Source organism: Actinoplanes sp. NPDC004185 (assembly GCF_053603475.1).
The window spans coordinates 61,084-78,329 of the sequence record NZ_JBSGFR010000043.1 but is presented as its reverse complement, the minus strand read 5'-3'; the positions used below and the strand labels follow the sequence as shown (position 1 = coordinate 78,329).

The window sequence follows — 17,246 nt, the reverse complement described above, 5'->3', positions numbered from 1 at the left end:
TGAGATGTGGGTACCACAACCACAAAAAAAACCAAACCAACACACAGGTGGCCCCCCCCCGGCCCCCAACCGTCAACCGCAACGGACCCGCCGTCCCCGGGCCGCGACGGACTCGCCAATCCCGGGCCGCGACGGAGTCGCCGACCCCGGCCGGGACGGACCCCGCCGACCCCGGCCGGGACGGACCCCGCCGACCCCGGCCGCGACGGACCCGACAGCGACGGACCCGCCAACCCCGGCCGCAACCGACCAGTCAGCCCCGGCAGAGCCCAACGGCCCGGACCACCACCCCGGCCCGCCGACGAAACCACGCCCATCCAGGTTTGCGGTTGTCGATGGGTGTGCGCGTACCGGAAACGTTTGCGCACCTTAGGTCACGATCAGGTCGCGCCCCCGGTCCAGGGGCGAAAGGGTTCTCGGATAGGGTGGCCTCGACGGCGACGGTGCCGGCAAGCATGGCCGCCCGCGCCGGGCGCCGCCGGCAGCGCCAGCTCCGACCTGGCCGCGGCGGACTCGACTTCGAGGCGCGGTGGCCAGATGAAGCAACTGCCGGCCCTCGATCAGGTCGGCACGCAGACCTCCGCCGGTCCTAGATCCCGGCGGACCGAAACGAGGAGATCCACCTGTGACCATCCGGGTTGGCATCAACGGCTTCGGCCGTATCGGCCGCAACTTCTTCCGGGCGGTTTCCGCCTCCGGCGCGGACATCGAGATCGTCGGGGTGAACGACCTGACCGACAACGCGACGCTCGCCCACCTGCTGAAGTACGACAGCATCCTGGGCCGCCTGCCGCACGAGGTGAAGGCCACCGCCGACGAGATCACCGTCGCGGGCAAGACCTTCAAGGCGTTCGCCGAGCGTGACCCGGCCAACCTGCACTGGGGTGACCTGGGTGCCGACGTCGTCATCGAGTCGACCGGCTTCTTCACCGACGCCACCAAGGCCAAGGCGCACGTCGACAACGGCGCCAAGAAGGTCATCATCTCGGCGCCGGCCAAGAACGAGGACATCACGATCGTGATGGGCGTCAACGACAACCTGTACGACGCCGCGAAGCACACGATCATCTCGAACGCTTCCTGCACCACGAACTGCCTCGCGCCGATGGCCAAGGTGCTCAACGACACGATCGGCATCGAGCGTGGCCTGATGACCACGATCCACGCCTACACGCAGGACCAGAACCTGCAGGACGGCCCGCACAAGGACCTGCGTCGCGCCCGCGCCGCCGCCCTGAACGTGGTGCCGACCTCGACCGGTGCCGCCAAGGCCGTCAGCCTGGTGCTGCCGGAGCTCAAGGGCAAGCTCGACGGCTTCGCGATGCGCGTGCCGATCCCGACCGGCTCGGCCACCGACCTGACCTTCCAGGCCGGCAAGGAGACCTCCGTCGACGAGGTCAACGCCGCCATCAAGGCTGCCGCGGACGGCCCGCTCAAGGGCATCCTGGTCTACACCGAGGACCAGATCGTCTCCTCGGACATCGTCACCGACCCGGCCTCCTGCATCTTCGACGCCGGTCTGACCAAGGTCATCGGCAACCAGGTCAAGGTCGTCGGCTGGTACGACAACGAGTGGGGCTACTCGAACCGCCTCGTCGACCTGGTCAAGCTGGTCGGCTGAGCCAGTTGAAGACTCTCGACGACCTGCTCGGCGAGGGTGTCTCGGGTCGGCGCGTGCTCGTGCGCGCCGACCTGAACGTCCCGTTCGACAAGAGCGACCCGACCCGGATCAGCGACGACGGCCGCATCCGCGCGGTGCTGCCGACCCTGGTCGCCCTGCGTGACGCGGGCGCCCGGGTGATCGTCTGCTCGCACCTCGGCCGCCCGAAGGGCGCGCCGGATCCCAAGTACACCCTGGCGCCCGTCGCGAAGCGTCTCGGCGAGCTGCTCGGCTCGCCGGCCGTGTTCGCGGAGGACACCGTGGGCGCCTCGGCGTCCGCCGCCGTCGACTCGCTCGGCGACGGCCAGGTGCTGCTGCTCGAGAACCTGCGGTTCAACGCCGGAGAGACCAGCAAGGACGACGCCGAGCGCGGCGCCTTCGCGGACCAGCTCGCCGCCTTCGCGGAGTTCTACGTCGACGACGCGTTCGGCGCGGTGCACCGCAAGCACGCCTCGGTCTACGACGTCGCGGCGCGGCTGCCGCACTACGCCGGCGGCCTCGTGCTCAAGGAGGTCGAGGTCCTGCGCAAGGTGACCGAGACCCCGGAGCAGCCGTACGTGGTGGTGCTGGGTGGCTCGAAGGTCTCCGACAAGCTCGCCGTCATCCAGGCGCTGCTGCCGAAGGTCGACAAGCTGCTCGTCGGTGGCGGCATGTGTTTCACCTTCCTCAAGGCCCAGGGCCACGAGGTCGGCAAGTCGCTGCTCGAGGCCGAGATGATCGACACCTGCGCCGACCTGCTGTCGCAGGCTGACGGCCGGATCGTGCTCCCGGTGGATGTCGTGGCCGCTGACGCCTTCGCGGCTGACGCCGCGCATGACGTGGTCGCTGCTGACGCGATCCCGGCCGACCGGCTGGGCCTGGACATCGGCCCGGCGTCGGTCGCGCTGTTCGCCGAGGCGATCGGTTCGGCGAAGACGGTCTTCTGGAACGGCCCGATGGGCGTCTTCGAGCTGGCGCCGTTCGCGGCCGGCACCCGGGGCGTCGCCGAGGCCATCACCAAGATCGACGGCTTCTCGGTGGTCGGCGGCGGCGACTCGGCCGCGGCCGTACGCACCCTGGGCATCGACGAGTCCGGCTTCGGGCACATCTCGACCGGTGGCGGCGCGTCGCTGGAATACCTCGAGGGCAAGTCCCTGCCCGGCGTCTCGGCACTGGAGTCCTGATGGCTGACGTGACCCGCCGGCCGATCATGGCCGGCAACTGGAAGATGAACCTCAACCACTTCGAGGCCATCCTCCTTGTGCAGAAGCTCGCCGCGAGCCTGACCGAGCAGCAGCTGACCGACGTCGAGGCGGTCGTGCTGCCGCCGTACACCGACCTGCGCAGTGTGCAGACGGCGATCGACGGCGACAAGGTGCCGCTCCGCTACGGCGCGCAGGACCTGTCCCCGCACAAGGGCGGCGCGTACACGGGGGACATCTCCGGGGCGATGCTGGCCAAGCTGGGCTGCACGTACGTGGTGATCGGGCACTCCGAGCGCCGCGAGTACCACAACGAGGACGACGCGCTGGTCAACGCCAAGGTGAAGGCGGCCCTGGCCAACGACCTGACGCCGATCCTCTGCGTGGGTGAGGGCCTGGAGATCCGCGAGGCCGCCAACCACGTGCCGCACTGCTGCTCGCAGCTCGACGGCGCGCTCGACGGGCTCAAGGCCGAGCAGGTCAAGAACATCGTGATCGCGTACGAGCCGGTGTGGGCGATCGGCACCGGCAAGACCGCCACGCCCGACGACGCGCAGGAGGTGTGCGGCGCCATCCGGGCGCGGCTCGCCGAGAAGTACGGCGCGGAGACGGCGGACGCGGTGCGCGTGCAGTACGGCGGCTCCGTGAAGGCGGCCAACATCGCCGCGATCATGGCGCAGCCCGACGTGGACGGCGCCCTGATCGGCGGCGCGAGCCTGGACGCCGAGGAGTTCGCGTCGATCGTCCGGTTCCGCGAGCACGTCCAGCGCTGAGTTGTAGGCCCGGCCGCCGCCATGCGACGGCCGGGCACCCGCTATTGTGGTGGCGCTGCTGTGCCCTTCGAGAGGAATGACCCGACCATGCCGATCGCGTTCGCGTACACGTTGATCGTGTTGCTGCTCATCTCCAGCATCCTGCTGACCCTGCTCGTCCTGCTGCACCGCGGCAAGGGCGGCGGCATGTCCAGCATGTTCGGTGGCGGCGTCACTTCCAGCCTCGCCGGCTCCTCGGTCGCGGAGAAGAACCTGGACCGCTACACGGTGCTCGTGGGCGTCATCTGGTTCGCCTGCATCGTGGGCCTGGGCCTCTGGCTCAAGGTCGCGCAGGCGGGCTGAAACACATAGTTAACGTCCGCTTCCCAAGCGTTCGTTATCAGGTCTTCCTCCAGATGCTCCGCGAGTCGTAGACTCTGCCGCGCGGTCCGGTCCGTCCGGGCCGCGCGGTTGTTTTCCACCGCTTTTATACCGCCGCTTTCCCCGGCGATGAAACGCCCTCGAGACAGGAGTGACTTCCGTGTCCAGTGGCAGTGCGATCCGCGGCAGTCGTGTCGGCTCCAGCCCGATGCGCCCTGACGAGCGCAGTGAGCCCGCCCCGCGGCGGGAGGTGACGTACTGGTGCGCCGCCGGACACCCCGTGGAGGTCCGTTTCGCGGCCGATGTGGTGCCCCCGGAGACGTGGGACTGCACCCGGTGCGGCCAGCCCGGCGGTCTCGACCGGGAGAAGCCTCCCGGCCGGATGCGCAGCGAGCCCTACAAGTCGCACCTGGCCTACGTCAAGGAGCGGCGCTCCGACGAGGACGGGGCGGCCATCCTGGCCGAGGCGCTGGCCAAGGTCCGGCAGCGCCGCGGCCGCAGCGAGTAGGACGCGCTACTCGGCCGTGTCCCGGCCGAGATAGGTGACGGTGACCGCACCGGGCACCGGGATCTCGACGAAGCCCAGCCGTTCGTAGAAGGCTCGGGCGCTGACGTTGGTCACCGCCATGCCCAGATGCACCCGGGGCACCCGGGCGGCCCGCAGGCCGGCCAGGAAGGCGCTGATCAGGCCGCGGCCCCAGCCCTGTCCCTGCCACTGCGGCAGCAGGTCGATGTGCAGGTGCGCGGGGTAGCCGGCCAGCTCCGGCACGATCATGCGCTCCGGGTGCTCGTGCAGCCACAGCATGCTGTCCTCACGGGTCACCGCCGGCTCCGCCGGGTGCGGATACCAGCCGGCGGTCGCGGGCAGCCACTCGTCGCGGTAACGCTGGGCGAAGCGGGCCGTGTCGGCGGTGCCGAGCATGTAGCCGACGGCTGCGCCGGTGCCGTCGTCGAGGACGTGCGCGTGTTCCGGCTCGAGCGTCACGTACGGCGCCGCGAAGATGTCACCCATCAGCCGGTCGGACGAGTACTGACCCCGGGCATCACCCCCGGCATCGGCGGTACGCACGCAGATGTCGTAGACGGCGTCGAGGTCGGCGGGACGGTACGCGCGGATCAAGGGCTGCACAGCCGCGAGTCTAGGTAACGGCACCCTGTGACGGGCGTCACCGTGGCACAGCCAACCCATTCCGGCGCCGGGCGTCTACTCCTGCGAAGGATCACCCCCGACCGCACAGGAGTTCCGTGATGCGCCTGACCCGCCGTACCGCCTCGATCGCCACCGCCGCGACTGTTGTCGTCCTGGCCGGCGTGGTGACCGCCACCAGGGCTTTCGCGGACGAGGCCCCGGCACCGGCGCCGGCGGTGACCAGCCCGGCTCCGGCCACGTCGCCCGCCGCGTCGCCGGCACCCACCGCCAGCACGGCCCCGGAGGAGACCAGCGCTCCGGCGGAGTCTCCGGCGGCCCGCCCGGTGCCCGCGGAGCCGACCGCGACCGCCGCGCCGGTCCCGTCGCCGACCCGGGTCAAGCCGAGCGCCTCCACGGTGCCGTCGCCCACGCGGGTCAAGCCGAGCGCCTCCACGGTGCCGTCGCCCACGCGGGCCGGCGACAAGCCGGGCGCCACCCCGGTACCCTCGCCCACCCGGACCCGGCGCTGACCCACAGGAGTGTCATGACCTTCGTCGTAGCGTTGCCGGCGCTCGTACCGCGCTGGCTGCGCTCGATGCTGTCCGGGCGATCGGCAGGGGTGCGCGGCGCGGGCGCGGACGGGCCGCCGGCGATCAACGAGCTCTACCACGCCCGCCGGCTCAGCCTGGTGCGGCTGGCGGTGCTCATGGTCGACGACCTGCCCACTGCCGAGGACATCGTGCAGGACGTGTTCGCCGCCCTGTACCGGCGGCACGGGGCTGACCTGCGTACCGTGGCCGACCCGCACGCGTACCTCACGACCGGGGTGATGAACGCCGCCCGGTCGGCGCTGCGGCGCCGGCGCACCGCCCGCGCCTACGTCCCGCCGCGGCCGGGCCTCGCGCCGGCCGCCGAGGACGAGGTGCTGCTCGGCCAGGGCGACCGCGAGGTGCTGGCCGCGCTGGCCCGGCTCACCGTGCGGCAACGCCAGGTCGTGGTGCTGCGGTACTGGTCGGAGCTGTCCGAGCAGGAGATCGCCGAGGTGCTGCGGGTGTCCCGCGGCACGGTCAAGTCGACCGCGAGCCGTGCGCTGGGCATCCTGCGCGGCCTGCTGGGGGAGTACCGATGAGCACGGACCTGGAGGATCGGGTGCGCCGGGCGTTGTCCGCGCGGGCCGGTCAGATCACCCCCGGCAGCCTGCAGCCGGCCGTGCCGCCGACCACGGCGGCGCCGGCCCGCCGGTCGTGGCGGCCCTGGTGGCGCTCGCTGCTGGTGGTCGCGGCCGTCGTGGTGGCGGTGGTCTTCTCGGTACGGCGGCCCGCCGGTGATCCGCCGCTGCCGGTCCCGAACGCCCCGGCCGCCACGGTGCCCTCACCGTCGTTCGCGCCCTCACCCAGCCCGACGTCGGTCTCCGAACCGGTCCCGTCGACCGTCGGCACCAGCGAGTCGCCCCCGCCGCCGTCGGCCACGACCGCTCCGAGCGCCTCCCCGGAGCGGACCGCGCCCGGGTCCATACCGCGGACGCCCGTCCGGACGCCCGCCCGGACGCCCTGACCAGGCTCGTCAGGGCAGCCACCCGTGGCCGCGCCGGACCGCTCGGCCGCGCCGATTCGCGTGGCCGCGACGACCCGCTCGGCCTGACCTCCGGGCTGGGTGGCCCGTCAGCGCAGGCTGCGGGCCTTCGGCGGGACGTTGGCCGCCGCGGCCCGGTCCAGCAGCCACAGCGTCTTGTCGGTGCCGACCGCGCCGGCTGCCGGCAGCTGCTTCGGCCCGGCACCCTCGATCGCCATGCCGACCGGCGCCGCCTTGTCCTTGCCCGCGGCGATCAGCCAGACCTCCTCGGCCGTCCGGATCGTGGGCATGGTCAGCGAGATCCGGGTCGGTGGCGGCTTCGGGCTGTTGTGCACCGCCGCGACCGTGCCGGTCTCGTAACCGCCCGGGTGCTCGGGGAAGATCGACGCCACGTGGCCGTCCTCGCCCACGCCGAGCATCAGCACGTCGAAGTGCGGCAGCTCCGAGCTGCCCGGCTTGGCCGCTGCGGCCAGCTCGCGGGCGTAGCGGGCGGCGGCCGCCTTGGCGTCGTCGCCGTCCGGGCCGTCGGACGGGGGCATGGCGTGCACGCGGGCCGGGTCCAGCGGCAGCGCGTCCAGCAGCGCCTCGCGGGCCTGGGTCTCGTTGCGGTCCGGGTCACCGGCGGGCAGGAAGCGCTCGTCGCCCCACCACAGGTCGACCCGGGACCAGTCGACCGCGTCGGAGGCCGGTAGCTCCTTGACCGAGCGCAGCACCTTGGCCGCCACCCGGCCGCCGGTCAGCACGACACTGGCCCAGCCGCGCTCGGCCTGCGCGTCGATGATCTTGATGACCAGCCGCGCCGCCACCGTCGACGCCAGGATGTCGGCGTCGGGAACCACCACCACAACGGTCTCGCTCATGAAGCCCCTCGTCACCGGAGAAAGGGGCCACCCGCCGAGTCGGCGAGCGGCCCCCACGATCTTAGAGCGTCAGGCGGCGGAGCCACCCGGGCCCGCGAAGGCACCGGCCGCGTCGCCCGCCCGCTCGGCCTGCATGGGGTCCTTCCACACGTGTACGCGCATCGCCGGCTTGCTGTCCAGCCCCGCGACACCGGCCATGGCCCCCAGCGCCTCGCCGTAGATCTGGTCGGCGTCCAGCCGGCGCAGCTCCTCGGCGAGCTCGTCACCGACGGGTCGCTTCGGCAGCGGCATGTACCGGTCCTCCTGGCCGGTGCGGCTGAACAGCGCGGTGCCCTCGTCCCGGGTGACCCGGACGCAGTCACCGTTGGCGCACTGCAGCTCCACCGAGTGCATCCGCGGCGAACGGTCGGTGTGCTCCCACACCGGATCGATGCCCAGCCGCGACTTCAGCCAGCCCTGCATCAGCGCGGCGGTCGGGTCGTTGAGCGGCGCCACGATCGTCGCGCCGGTGACCCGCTCGTCGGTGGTGTCGAACGCGCCGGCCACCAGGGTGCGCCAGAGGGTGATCCGGGTCCAGGTGAGGTCGGTGTCGCCGGGCGCGTAGTCCTTCGCGCGCTGGCGCAGCGCGGCCACCGGGTCCGGTGCGAGCTTGCAGTCGGTGATGCGCCGGTCGGCCACCACGCCCAGGAAGTCGTTGGCGATGACGTCCGGCGGCTCGCTGTGCCACCAGGTCACCACGGGCACGTCCGGGGCGAGCAGGGGCATGACGACCGACTCGGCGTGCAGGGCCAGGCGGCCGTACATGCGCATGACGACGGCCTCGGCCGGGCCCAGCCGGCCGCCCACCACGATCTCCGCGTCCAGCCGGCTGCGGCCCTCGAGGTCCGAGCGGACCACGATGAGCAGGCGGCAGGGGTGCGCGGACGCCGCGATGGTCGCGGCGGCCTCGGCCTCGCGGACCTTCTTCTCCTCCACGACGGCGACCAGCGTCAGGGCGAGGCCGCTGGCCACACCACCCGCACTGCGCCGCTCGGCCGCCAGCGCCTTGACGACCTCGTTACCGGTCGTGTCCCACAGCCCAATCATGCTCGCCTCCACGCGCGGCCCTCGCGGGCCAGCATCTCGTCGGACGCCCGCGGGCCCCACTCACCGGAGCGGTACGGCTCCGGCCTGGTCCCGGCCCAGGCGGCCTCCAGCGGGTCGATGACCTGCCAGCTCTGCTCGATCTCGGCCGCGTCCGGGAACAGCGTCCGGTCGCCCACGAGCACGTCGAGCACGAGCCGCTCGTACGCCTCCGGGCTGGACTCGGTGAACGCCTCGCCGTACTGGAAGTCCATCGCGATGTCGCGGACCTCCATCGTGGTGCCCGGCACCTTGGAGCCGAACTTCAGCACCACGCCCTCGTCCGGCTGCACCCGGATGACCAGCTGGTTGTTGCCCAGCATCTCCACGTCGGCCGGGTCGAACGGCAGGTGCGGCGCCTTCTTGAACATGATGGCGATCTCGGTGACCCGCCGCGGCATCCGCTTGCCCACGCGGACGTAGAACGGCACCTCGGCCCAGCGTCTGTTCTGGATGCCGAGCCGGACGGCCACGTACGTCTCCGTGGTGGAGTCCGGCGGGATGTTGGCTTCCTCGAGGTAGCCGACCGCGCGCTCGCCGGCGACCCAGCCGGGCAGATACTGCCCGCGGACCGAGCCCTTGGCGATGTCGGCGGGCAGGCTGATGGCCTTGAGGACCTTCAGCTTCTCAGCGCGTACGTCGTTGGGGTCGAAGCTCGTCGGCTCCTCCATGCCCACCAGCGCGAGCAGCTGCAGCAGGTGGTTCTGCAGCACGTCGCGGGCGGCGCCGGAGGCGTCGTAGAACGCCGCCCGGGTGCCGATGCCGACATCCTCGGCCATGGTGATCTGCACCGAGTCGACGTACTTGGAATTCCACACCGGCTCGAACAGGTTGTTCGCGAAGCGCAGGGCCAGGATGTTCTGGACCGTCTCCTTGCCGAGGTAGTGGTCGATGCGGAACACGTCGGCCGGGGTGAAGACCTCGTCGACCAGCTTGTTCAGCGCCATCGCGGTCTTCAGGTCGTTGCCGAACGGCTTCTCGACCACCACCCGGCGCCAGCCGCCGGACTTGGCGTTGTCGGCCATCCCGGTGCGGGCCAGCTGGTTGAGCACCAGCGGGAACGCGGCCGGCGGGATGGAGAAGTAGAAGGCGGCGTTGCCCGCGATGCCGTTGCGCTCACGCAGGTCGTCCAGCGTGGTCGCCAAGTGGTCGAAGGCGGCGTCGTCGTCGAACGAGCCGGGCACGAACTGGAACTGGCTGGCCAGCCTGGTCCAGACGTCCTCACGCCACGGGGTCCGGGCGCCCTTCTTGGCCGCCTCGTAGGCCAGCGACTCGAAGTCGCCGTCGCCCCAGTCGCGGCGGGCGAAGCCCAGGACCACGAATCCGGGCGGCAGCAGACCCCGGTTGGCCAGGTCGTAGACCGCCGGGATGAGTTTCTTTCGGGACAGGTCGCCCGTGACTCCGAAGATCACCAGAGCACAGGGCTCGGGGATCCTGGGAAGCCGTCGGTCCTGTGCGGTACGCAGCGGATTACCCACGGGACCCATCCTGCCAGCTTTTTGGTGTCCCGCAGCGTTACGGCCAAGGGTCAGTGCCGCAACATCTCGGCGGCGGCGAGGACCTGGCGGATGCCGCCGGCCCGGTCGGTGAGGTGCAGATGCAGCAACGGACGGCCCCGGCCCGCCGAGGTCTGACGGTTACCGGCGGCCCGGGCCGCCTGCAGATCGCCGAGCGTGCGCTCCTGCCCGGGCACGGCGACGTCGCCGGTGACCGCACCGGTGATCTGCAGAAACGAGCCGTGCAGCGGTCCGCCGCGGTGGTACGAGCCCCAGCCGAAGCCGGCCGGGCGGCCGCTCGCGGCGGCCACCTCGGCGTCGCCGGCACGGTCCGGGAACGCCTGGATGCGGAGCTGATCGTCCACCTGGGCGAGCAGCTCACGCAGTGCGTCGGCGAGGTCCGGGGCAGAGCCAGTGGTGAAGATCTCCACGGCGCCCTCGACGAAGGACGGTGTCGCGGGTGCGGGATCGGCGGTCTTGTCGAGCGGCGGGCGAGCAGGCCGAGAATGCCCTGCGGGACCCGCTCGCGGCGGGAGGCCGTCGCCGGGCTGCCATGAATGACAGACCCCGCGGCGGCCTCCACGCCCGCGAACAGTGTCGAGTCGCTACGACTTGGCGGCGTCGCTCGGGTTGTCCGCGCCCTTGGCCGCGGCCTTGAGCGACTTCTTCACGTCTTCGAGCAGCTCGGCCCAGCTGGCCTCGAACTTCTCGACGCCCTCGTCCTCGAGGACCCGGAACACGTCGGCCAGGTCGACACCGGCGGCGGCGACGTCGTCCATCACCTTCTGCGCCTGGGTGTACGAGCCGGTGACCGTGTCGCCGCGGGTCTCCCCGTGGTCCTCGAACGCCTTGATGACCGACTCCGGCATGGTGTTCACCGTGCCGGGAGCGATCAGCTCCTCGACGTAGATGGTGTCCTTGTAGTCCGGGTTCTTCGTGCCGGTCGAGGCCCAGAGCGGCCGCTGCGGGAGGGCACCCGCGTCGGCCAGCGCCTGCCAGCGGTCGGAGCTGAAGACCTCGGCGTACGCCTGGTACGCGAGCTGCGCGTTGGCGACCGCGGCCTTGCCCCGCAGCGCCTTGGCCTCCTCGCTGCCGATCTTGTCGAGCCGCTTGTCGATCTCGGTGTCCACCCGGGACACGAAGAACGAGGCGACCGAACCCATCTTGGTGAGGTCGTGGCCGTTGGCCTTGGCCTGCTCCATGCCGGCCAGGAACGCGTCCATGACGGCCCGGTAGCGCTCCAGCGAGAAGATCAGCGTGACGTTGACGCTGATGCCCGCGGCCAGCGTCGCGGTGATCGCCGGCAGGCCCGCCTGGGTCGCCGGGATCTTGATGTAGAGGTTCGGCCGGTCGACCAGCCACCACAACGTCTTGGCCTCGGAGGCGGTCTTCTCGGTCAGGTGGGCGCTGCGCGGGTCCACCTCGATGGACACCCGGCCGTCGACGCCGTTGGACGCGTCGTACGCCGGCCGCATGACGTCACACGCCCAGCGCACGTCGTACGACGTCAGCAGGCGCACGGCCTCCTCGACCGTCACCTCCTGCGCGGCCAGGTCCTTCAGCTGCTTGTCGTACGCCTCCGCGTCGGCCAGGGCCTTGGCGAAGATGGACGGATTGGTGGTCACGCCGACCACGTGCTGCTCGCGGCGCATCTTGTCGAGCGAGCCGGTCTCGAGCCGGACGCGGGAGAGGTCGTCGAGCCACACCGCTACACCAGCGGCGGAAAGCTCTGCCAGCCTGTCGGTCATCGCTACTCCTCAGTTTCCGGTCTTGTGACCGGTGATTTCGCCGACCTTGGCGAGGGCGGCGTTGGCCTTGGCCACCACGTTGTCCGCGGTGAACCCGAACTGCTCGAACAGCACCTTGGCGGGGGCGCTGGCGCCGTAGTGCTCGATGCTGACCGCTTCGCCGGCCTCGCCGACCAGGCGGTCCCAGCTCATCCGGATGCCGGCCTCGACCGACACCCGGGCCTTGACGCCGCGCGGCAGGACCTGCTGCTGGTACGCCGTGTCCTGCTCGAAGAACCACTCCTGGCAGGGCATGGACACGACCCGGGTCGGGGTGCCCTCGGCCTCCAGCCGCTCCTGCGCCGTGAGGCAGATGGACAGCTCGGAGCCGGTGCCGATGAGGATGACCTTCGGCTCGCCGCCGCTCGCGTCGGAGATGACGTAGCCGCCCTTGAGGGTGCCCTCGGCCGAGGCGTACTTGCTGCGGTCGATGGTCGGCAGGTTCTGCCGGGACAGCGCCAGCGCGGTCGGCCGGTCGGTGTGCTCCAGGGCGCCACGCCAGGCCCACGCCGTCTCGTTGGCGTCGGCCGGGCGGACCACGTCGAGGCCGACGATGGCGCGCAGCGCGGTCAGTGTCTCGATCGGCTGGTGGGTCGGGCCGTCCTCGCCCAGGCCGATGGAGTCGTGCGTCCACACGTACGTGACCGGCAGCTTCATCAGCGCGGACAGCCGGACGGCGCCGCGCATGTAGTCGCTGAAGACCAGGAACGTGCCGCCGTACGGGCGGGTGCCGCCGTGCGCCACGATGCCGTTGAGGATCGAGCCCATGCCGTGCTCGCGGATGCCGAAGTGCAGCGTGCGGCCGTACTCGTGACCCGGGAACGCCTTGGTGGCGTACTCGCTCGGGATGAACGAGGGCTCGCCCTTCATAGTGGTGTTGTTGCTCTCGGCCAGGTCGGCCGAGCCACCCCACAGCTCGGGCAGCACCGGCGCCAGCGCGTCGAGGACCTTGCCGGAGGCGGCGCGGGTGGCGATGCCCTTCTCGTCGGCCGGGAACTCGGGCAGCGCCTCGTGCCAGCCCTGCGGCAGCGTCCGGGTGGACAGCCGGTCGAAGAGGGCCTTGCCCTCGGCGTTGCTCGCGGCCCAGGCCTCGAAGGACTTGTCCCACTCGGCGTGCAGGGCGCGGCCGCGCTCGACGACCTGGCGGGTGTGCTGCAGGACCTCGTCGGCCACGTCGAAGGTCTTGTTCGGGTCGAAGCCGAGGACCTCCTTGGTCGCGCGGACCTCGTCCTCGCCCAGCGCGGAGCCGTGGATCTTGCCGGTGTTCTGCTTGTTCGGCGCCGGCCAGCCGATGATCGTCTTGAGCACGATGAACGTGGGCCGGTCGGTGACCTCCTGGCCCGCCTTGATCGCCGCGTAGAGCGCCTCGACGTCCTCCTGGTACTCGGTGCCCTTGTCCGGGTCGCCCTTGCGCCAGTCGACGTGCCGGACGTCCCAGCCGTAGGCCGCGTACCGGGCGCCGACGTCCTCGTTCTTGGCGATCCGGGTGTCGTCCTCGATGGAGATCTCGTTGTCGTCGTAGATCAGCGTGAGGTTGCCGAGCTTCTGCACGCCGGCGATGGCGCTCGACTCGTGGCTCACGCCCTCCTCGATGTCGCCGTCGGAACACAGCGCGTAGACGTTGTGGTCGAACAGCGAGGCACCATCGGCGTTCGGGTCGAACAGGCCGCGCTCGCGGCGGGCCGCCATGGCCATGCCCACGGCGTTGCCGATGCCCTGGCCGAGCGGGCCGGTGGTGACCTCGACGCCGGGGGTGTGGCCGTACTCCGGGTGCCCGGGGGTCAGCGAGCCCCACTGGCGCAGCGCGGCCAGGTCGTCCAGCGCCAGGCCGTAGCCGGAGAGATAGAGCTGGATGTAGAGGGTGAGGCTGGAGTGGCCACAGGAGAGAACGAAGCGGTCCCGGCCGGCCCAGAGCGGATCCGTCGGGTCATGGCGCATGACCCGGTTGAACAGCAGGTACGCGGCGGGCGCGAGGCTCATCGCCGTGCCGGGGTGGCCGTTACCGGATTTCTCGACGGCGTCCATGGCCAGCACCCGGACGGTGTCGACCGCCCGGCGGTCTAGGTCGGACCAGTTCAAATCGTCTTTGGCAGCCACGTCGGTTGCGCTCCTCGGGCATGGTGTGTCGAATCCTTTTGACTTGACCCTATCCATTCCCGGTAAACCCCCGCCCGGGGAACGGCACAGGCCCATACGCTGAGAGCGGACAGTGAACCCGGCGGGCTGTGACGCCGTACACCCGTGCCGGGCCGACCGGAGGGCGCCCCGGGCTGCGCGTAGTCTGATCGAACGTGCCGGCCGGTCCCCAGCGGCCACGGCTGAAGTTCCACACCCTCGCCGATGCCGGAAGGTGGCTGTCCGTGAGCATGATCACCGAGCGTCCCGACCAGGGGCGGTCGCCCGGTCTTCTCGAGGCGGCCTCGCCCACGGCGGGCCGGCCGGGAGGTCGCCGCGACATCGGCGCCGTGGTGAAGGCGTACGTCTCGCTGACCAAGCCGCGGATCGTCGAGCTGCTGCTGGTGACGACCATTCCGGCGATGATGCTCGCCGCGGAGGGCTGGCCCAGCCTGTGGCTGATGGCGGTCGTGCTGGTCGGCGGCTCCCTGGCGGCCGGCGCGGCGAGCGCGCTTAACTGCTACATCGACCGCGACATCGACCAGCTGATGCGGCGCACCAAGCGGCGCCCGCTGCCGGCGCACACCGTCACCGCGCGCTCAGCGCTGATCTTCGGGCTGGTGCTCGCGGTGGTGTCGGTCGTCCTGATGGGCGCCTTCACCAACTGGCTCGCCACGGCGATGACGGCGGCGTCCATCTTCTACTACGACGTGGTCTACACGCTGTGGCTCAAGCGGCGCACCCCGGCGAACACCTTCTGGGGCGGCATCTGCGGGGCGGCCCCGGTGCTGATCGGCTGGGCCGCGGTGACGGGCTCGGTGGCCCCGCTGGGCTGGGCGCTTTTTGCGGTTGTGTTCTTTTGGCAGATGCCGCATTTCTACGCCCTCGCCATCAAGTACAAGGACGACTACGCCCGCGCCGGCATCCCGATGCTGCCCGTGGTCCGCTCGGCCGGCCGGGTCAACGCCGAGATCCTGATCTTCACGGTCCTGATGCTGGCGGCGTCGCTGGCGGCCTGGCCGCTGGGCCTGGGCCCGATCTACGGCGTCACGGCCGTGCTGTCGGGCGCGATCTTCCTGTCCGAGGCGGTGCGGCTGGTGCTGCGCTCCCGGCGCGGGGAGCCGCTCAAGCCGATGCGGCTGTTCCACTGGTCGTACACGTACCTGACGATCCTGTTCATCGCGGTGGCGGTCGACGCACTCGTCTGAGTTGGTGGCAATGCGTGATGACATTCACGTACGTCGCACAGAATGCCCGTTATTTGCGTTAGCGAGGTCACGCTCCGTACCCCGTTAGGTGGAACCTCAGCCGGGGTGCAATTCGGGCGGTATCGGTCGAAAACAATGTCCGTAGCGCTTAAACCCGCAGGTAATTGCCATCACAAAAACGCACTGGGTGTGCTTGCCAAGGCCGGAAGTCTGCCTAGGCTGCGAGTCATGGCAGAAGGTTCCGATACGACACTGACCGCCGACATCAAGTCGTTCGCCGTCGGCCACGGCGGCGCGAAAGCGGTCATCGAGTACGTCGGCAAGCGGGGCGCCCGCATCGTCCTGGTCGGCGAGGACGGCGAGTGGACCGACCAGTTCGCCGCCGACGGCACCGATGTCGCCCGCAAGGCATGCGAAACAGCGGGCGTCGAAGTGGAAAACGCATGGGAGCGCGAGCTCATGGAGCAGATGCGCCCGAGCAACGACCTGTGGCGCTCGATGTCCCGCCGAAGCATGGCGCGCTGAGCCCGGGTCACTCGCCTCCTCATATACAGTCCCTTATCCGTCACAGCGGCCCGGAAACTTTCCGGGCCGCTTTCGTATGTCCGGGGGTCTGTGAGCGGGGCAAGACCCCGGCCCGTTTCCGGCGCCGGGTGCTGCTGGAGCGCTCCGCCTTCCTGCTCGACACCGACGCCGGAATCTTCGACGTCGCCGTCGAGGCCAGCTACGGCTGGCGGACCTGAGGGTGCCCGCCCGCCGTCACCACGACACAGGAAGCGAGGCGAGTTTGATGGATCTGGTCAGCCCTCGCGCTACGCGACTACGACTGGGACGTCGAGCGCGGCGAGAGCTTGGCCGGCGTGCGGGACCGGCTCGGCGAGGTGGGTCCGGCTTTCCTGGCCCACGTACGACAGGACGGCTTGAACTTCGGCGACCCGCGGGACTGGGTGGCCGGGCACTGAGGGTCAGGCGACGGGCGCGGGGATGGCGGCCGGGACCGGCGGGGTGCTCCGCGGTGACTCGTGGAACGGGCGTTCGCGCAGGCTCCACAGCACGCTCAGGGTCGCCACCCAGACCAGGCAGGCGCCGAGCATGTGGGCGCCCACCAGGATCACCGGCAGGTGGGTGAAGTACTGGACGAAGCCGATCAGGCCCTGGGACAGCTCGACCACGATCAGGACGCCCGCCGCCCGGATCGCCGGGGCCGGGGCCTTCACCGCGCGCAGCGCGAACCACAGGCCCACGGACAGCCCGATCAACAGGAACACCAGGTCGGCGTGGGCCTGGGAGATCGTCGCCGGGTCCAGGCCGTTGCGCTTGGCGTTCTCGTCGCCGGCGTGCGGGCCGCTGCCCGTGACGATCACGCCGACCACGATCACGGCCCCGCTGACCAGGGCGGTCAGGCGGGCCAGGGTCGGCAGCGGGGTGCGGACCAGGGTGCGGCGCGGGCGGTCGCCCTCCCGGGTTCGTTTCCAGAGCGCGTACGTCGTCGCGATCAGCGCCATCGAGAGCAGGAAGTGCAGGCCGACCACCCACGGGTTCAGGTCGGTCAGCACCGTGATCCCGCCGATCACGCCCTGACCGGGAATCCCCAGCCCCGCCGCCAGTGCCAGCAGGACCAGCGATCGGCGCCGGGGCTTCTGCAGCAGGGCCGCGATGAAACAGGCCAGAGCGATCAGGCCCAGCACGATGCCGAGCACCCGGTTGCCGAACTCGATGACGCCGTTGATGCCCATCTCCGGGGTCGTCGTGTACGACTCCTCGGTGCATCGGGGCCAGGTGGGGCAGCCGAGACCCGACCTCGTCAGGCGGACCGCCGCGCCCGTGACCACCAGGCCGATGTTGGCGATCAGCGAGGCCAGGGCCAGGCGGCGCAGCAGGGTGCCATTGCTCACCTCTGGCATCGTACGCCGGAATTTGATCTTGGTTGAGCGCGCCCGGGGCACGCGGTGTCCTGGATCACCAGGGCGCCGGTTTGCCGGG

Annotated in this window: 18 protein-coding genes; 9 read left to right on the top strand and 9 right to left on the bottom strand. The window is 70.9% G+C overall.

What is annotated here, in order from left to right:
• Window positions 1-625 precede the first annotated feature (625 nt).
• The 5 genes from gap (at window position 626) to ACWEOZ_RS34250 (ending at window position 4,482) form a co-directional block, all read left to right on the top strand.
• The gene (gene gap, locus ACWEOZ_RS34270) at window positions 626-1,621 is read left to right on the top strand and encodes a type I glyceraldehyde-3-phosphate dehydrogenase (RefSeq protein ID WP_360828333.1); all 996 of its coding nucleotides are present in this window, start codon (window positions 626-628) and stop codon (window positions 1,619-1,621) included.
• A 5-nt stretch (window positions 1,622-1,626) separates the two neighbouring features.
• Window positions 1,627-2,823, top strand: coding sequence for a phosphoglycerate kinase (locus ACWEOZ_RS34265; RefSeq protein WP_451914823.1), 1,197 nt, complete (start codon window positions 1,627-1,629; stop codon window positions 2,821-2,823).
• A complete protein-coding gene (gene tpiA / locus ACWEOZ_RS34260) occupies window positions 2,823-3,614 on the top strand; it encodes a triose-phosphate isomerase (RefSeq protein WP_451914822.1) in 792 nt (263 codons plus the stop codon). The genes ACWEOZ_RS34265 and tpiA overlap by 1 nt, the downstream gene beginning before the upstream one ends.
• Before the next feature lie 87 nt (window positions 3,615-3,701).
• A complete protein-coding gene (gene secG, locus ACWEOZ_RS34255; protein ID WP_360547801.1) occupies window positions 3,702-3,956 on the top strand; it encodes a preprotein translocase subunit SecG in 255 nt (84 codons plus the stop codon).
• 178 nt (window positions 3,957-4,134) lie between these two features.
• Window positions 4,135-4,482, top strand: coding sequence for an RNA polymerase-binding protein RbpA (locus ACWEOZ_RS34250; RefSeq protein WP_203763021.1), 348 nt, complete (start codon window positions 4,135-4,137; stop codon window positions 4,480-4,482).
• A gap of 6 nt (window positions 4,483-4,488) precedes the next feature.
• Here ACWEOZ_RS34250 and ACWEOZ_RS34245 read toward each other — a convergent pair whose 3' ends face one another.
• Together ACWEOZ_RS34245 and ACWEOZ_RS34240 are read right to left on the bottom strand one after the other, a co-directional pair.
• The gene (locus ACWEOZ_RS34245) at window positions 4,489-5,103 is read right to left on the bottom strand and encodes a GNAT family N-acetyltransferase (RefSeq protein WP_451914821.1); all 615 of its coding nucleotides are present in this window, start codon (window positions 5,101-5,103) and stop codon (window positions 4,489-4,491) included.
• 91 nt (window positions 5,104-5,194) lie between these two features.
• Entirely contained in the window at window positions 5,195-5,599 is a 405-nt protein-coding gene (locus tag ACWEOZ_RS34240; protein ID WP_451914820.1) for a hypothetical protein, read from the bottom strand.
• 48 nt (window positions 5,600-5,647) lie between these two features.
• On the opposite strand from ACWEOZ_RS34240, the gene ACWEOZ_RS34235 reads away from it, so the two are divergent.
• Both ACWEOZ_RS34235 and ACWEOZ_RS34230 read left to right on the top strand, forming a co-directional pair.
• Window positions 5,648-6,232 carry an RNA polymerase sigma factor gene (locus ACWEOZ_RS34235; RefSeq protein ID WP_451914819.1) on the top strand — a complete coding sequence of 195 codons (585 nt, stop codon included), beginning with the start codon at window positions 5,648-5,650 and terminating at the stop codon, window positions 6,230-6,232.
• Complete coding sequence (locus ACWEOZ_RS34230; protein ID WP_451914818.1) at window positions 6,229-6,657, top strand: hypothetical protein; 429 nt, start codon at window positions 6,229-6,231, stop codon at window positions 6,655-6,657. Before ACWEOZ_RS34235 ends, ACWEOZ_RS34230 begins: the two co-directional genes overlap by 4 nt.
• A gap of 107 nt (window positions 6,658-6,764) precedes the next feature.
• On the opposite strand, the gene pgl is transcribed toward ACWEOZ_RS34230, so the two are convergent.
• The 6 genes from pgl to tkt form a co-directional block, all read right to left on the bottom strand.
• Window positions 6,765-7,535: a 6-phosphogluconolactonase gene (gene pgl / locus ACWEOZ_RS34225; protein ID WP_451914817.1), complete on the bottom strand. Its 771-nt coding sequence runs from the start codon at window positions 7,533-7,535 to the stop codon at window positions 6,765-6,767.
• 69 nt (window positions 7,536-7,604) lie between these two features.
• Window positions 7,605-8,621, bottom strand: a complete 1,017-nt coding sequence (locus ACWEOZ_RS34220; protein WP_451914816.1) for a glucose-6-phosphate dehydrogenase assembly protein OpcA — start codon at window positions 8,619-8,621, stop codon at window positions 7,605-7,607.
• Window positions 8,618-10,135, bottom strand: a complete 1,518-nt coding sequence (gene zwf, locus ACWEOZ_RS34215) for a glucose-6-phosphate dehydrogenase (protein ID WP_451914815.1) — start codon at window positions 10,133-10,135, stop codon at window positions 8,618-8,620. The genes ACWEOZ_RS34220 and zwf overlap by 4 nt, the downstream gene beginning before the upstream one ends.
• 50 nt (window positions 10,136-10,185) lie before the next feature.
• Window positions 10,186-10,584 (bottom strand): hypothetical protein, encoded by a 399-nt coding sequence (locus ACWEOZ_RS34210; protein ID WP_451914814.1) that lies wholly within the window; start codon window positions 10,582-10,584, stop codon window positions 10,186-10,188.
• A 174-nt stretch (window positions 10,585-10,758) separates the two neighbouring features.
• Complete coding sequence (gene tal / locus ACWEOZ_RS34205) at window positions 10,759-11,901, bottom strand: transaldolase (protein ID WP_451914813.1); 1,143 nt, start codon at window positions 11,899-11,901, stop codon at window positions 10,759-10,761.
• Window positions 11,902-11,910: 9 nt separating this feature from the next.
• Window positions 11,911-14,094, bottom strand: coding sequence for a transketolase (tkt, locus tag ACWEOZ_RS34200; protein WP_451914812.1), 2,184 nt, complete (start codon window positions 14,092-14,094; stop codon window positions 11,911-11,913).
• Window positions 14,095-14,300: 206 nt separating this feature from the next.
• Between tkt and ACWEOZ_RS34195 the strand changes: the two genes are divergently transcribed.
• Window positions 14,301-15,263 carry a heme o synthase gene (locus tag ACWEOZ_RS34195; protein ID WP_451914811.1) on the top strand — a complete coding sequence of 321 codons (963 nt, stop codon included), beginning with the start codon at window positions 14,301-14,303 and terminating at the stop codon, window positions 15,261-15,263.
• A 228-nt stretch (window positions 15,264-15,491) separates the two neighbouring features.
• Entirely contained in the window at window positions 15,492-15,788 is a 297-nt protein-coding gene (locus ACWEOZ_RS34190; RefSeq protein ID WP_203763057.1) for a hypothetical protein, read from the top strand.
• 440 nt (window positions 15,789-16,228) lie between these two features.
• Here ACWEOZ_RS34190 and ACWEOZ_RS34185 read toward each other — a convergent pair whose 3' ends face one another.
• Window positions 16,229-17,167 carry a COX15/CtaA family protein gene (locus ACWEOZ_RS34185; RefSeq protein WP_451914810.1) on the bottom strand — a complete coding sequence of 313 codons (939 nt, stop codon included), beginning with the start codon at window positions 17,165-17,167 and terminating at the stop codon, window positions 16,229-16,231.
• Window positions 17,168-17,246 lie beyond the last annotated feature (79 nt).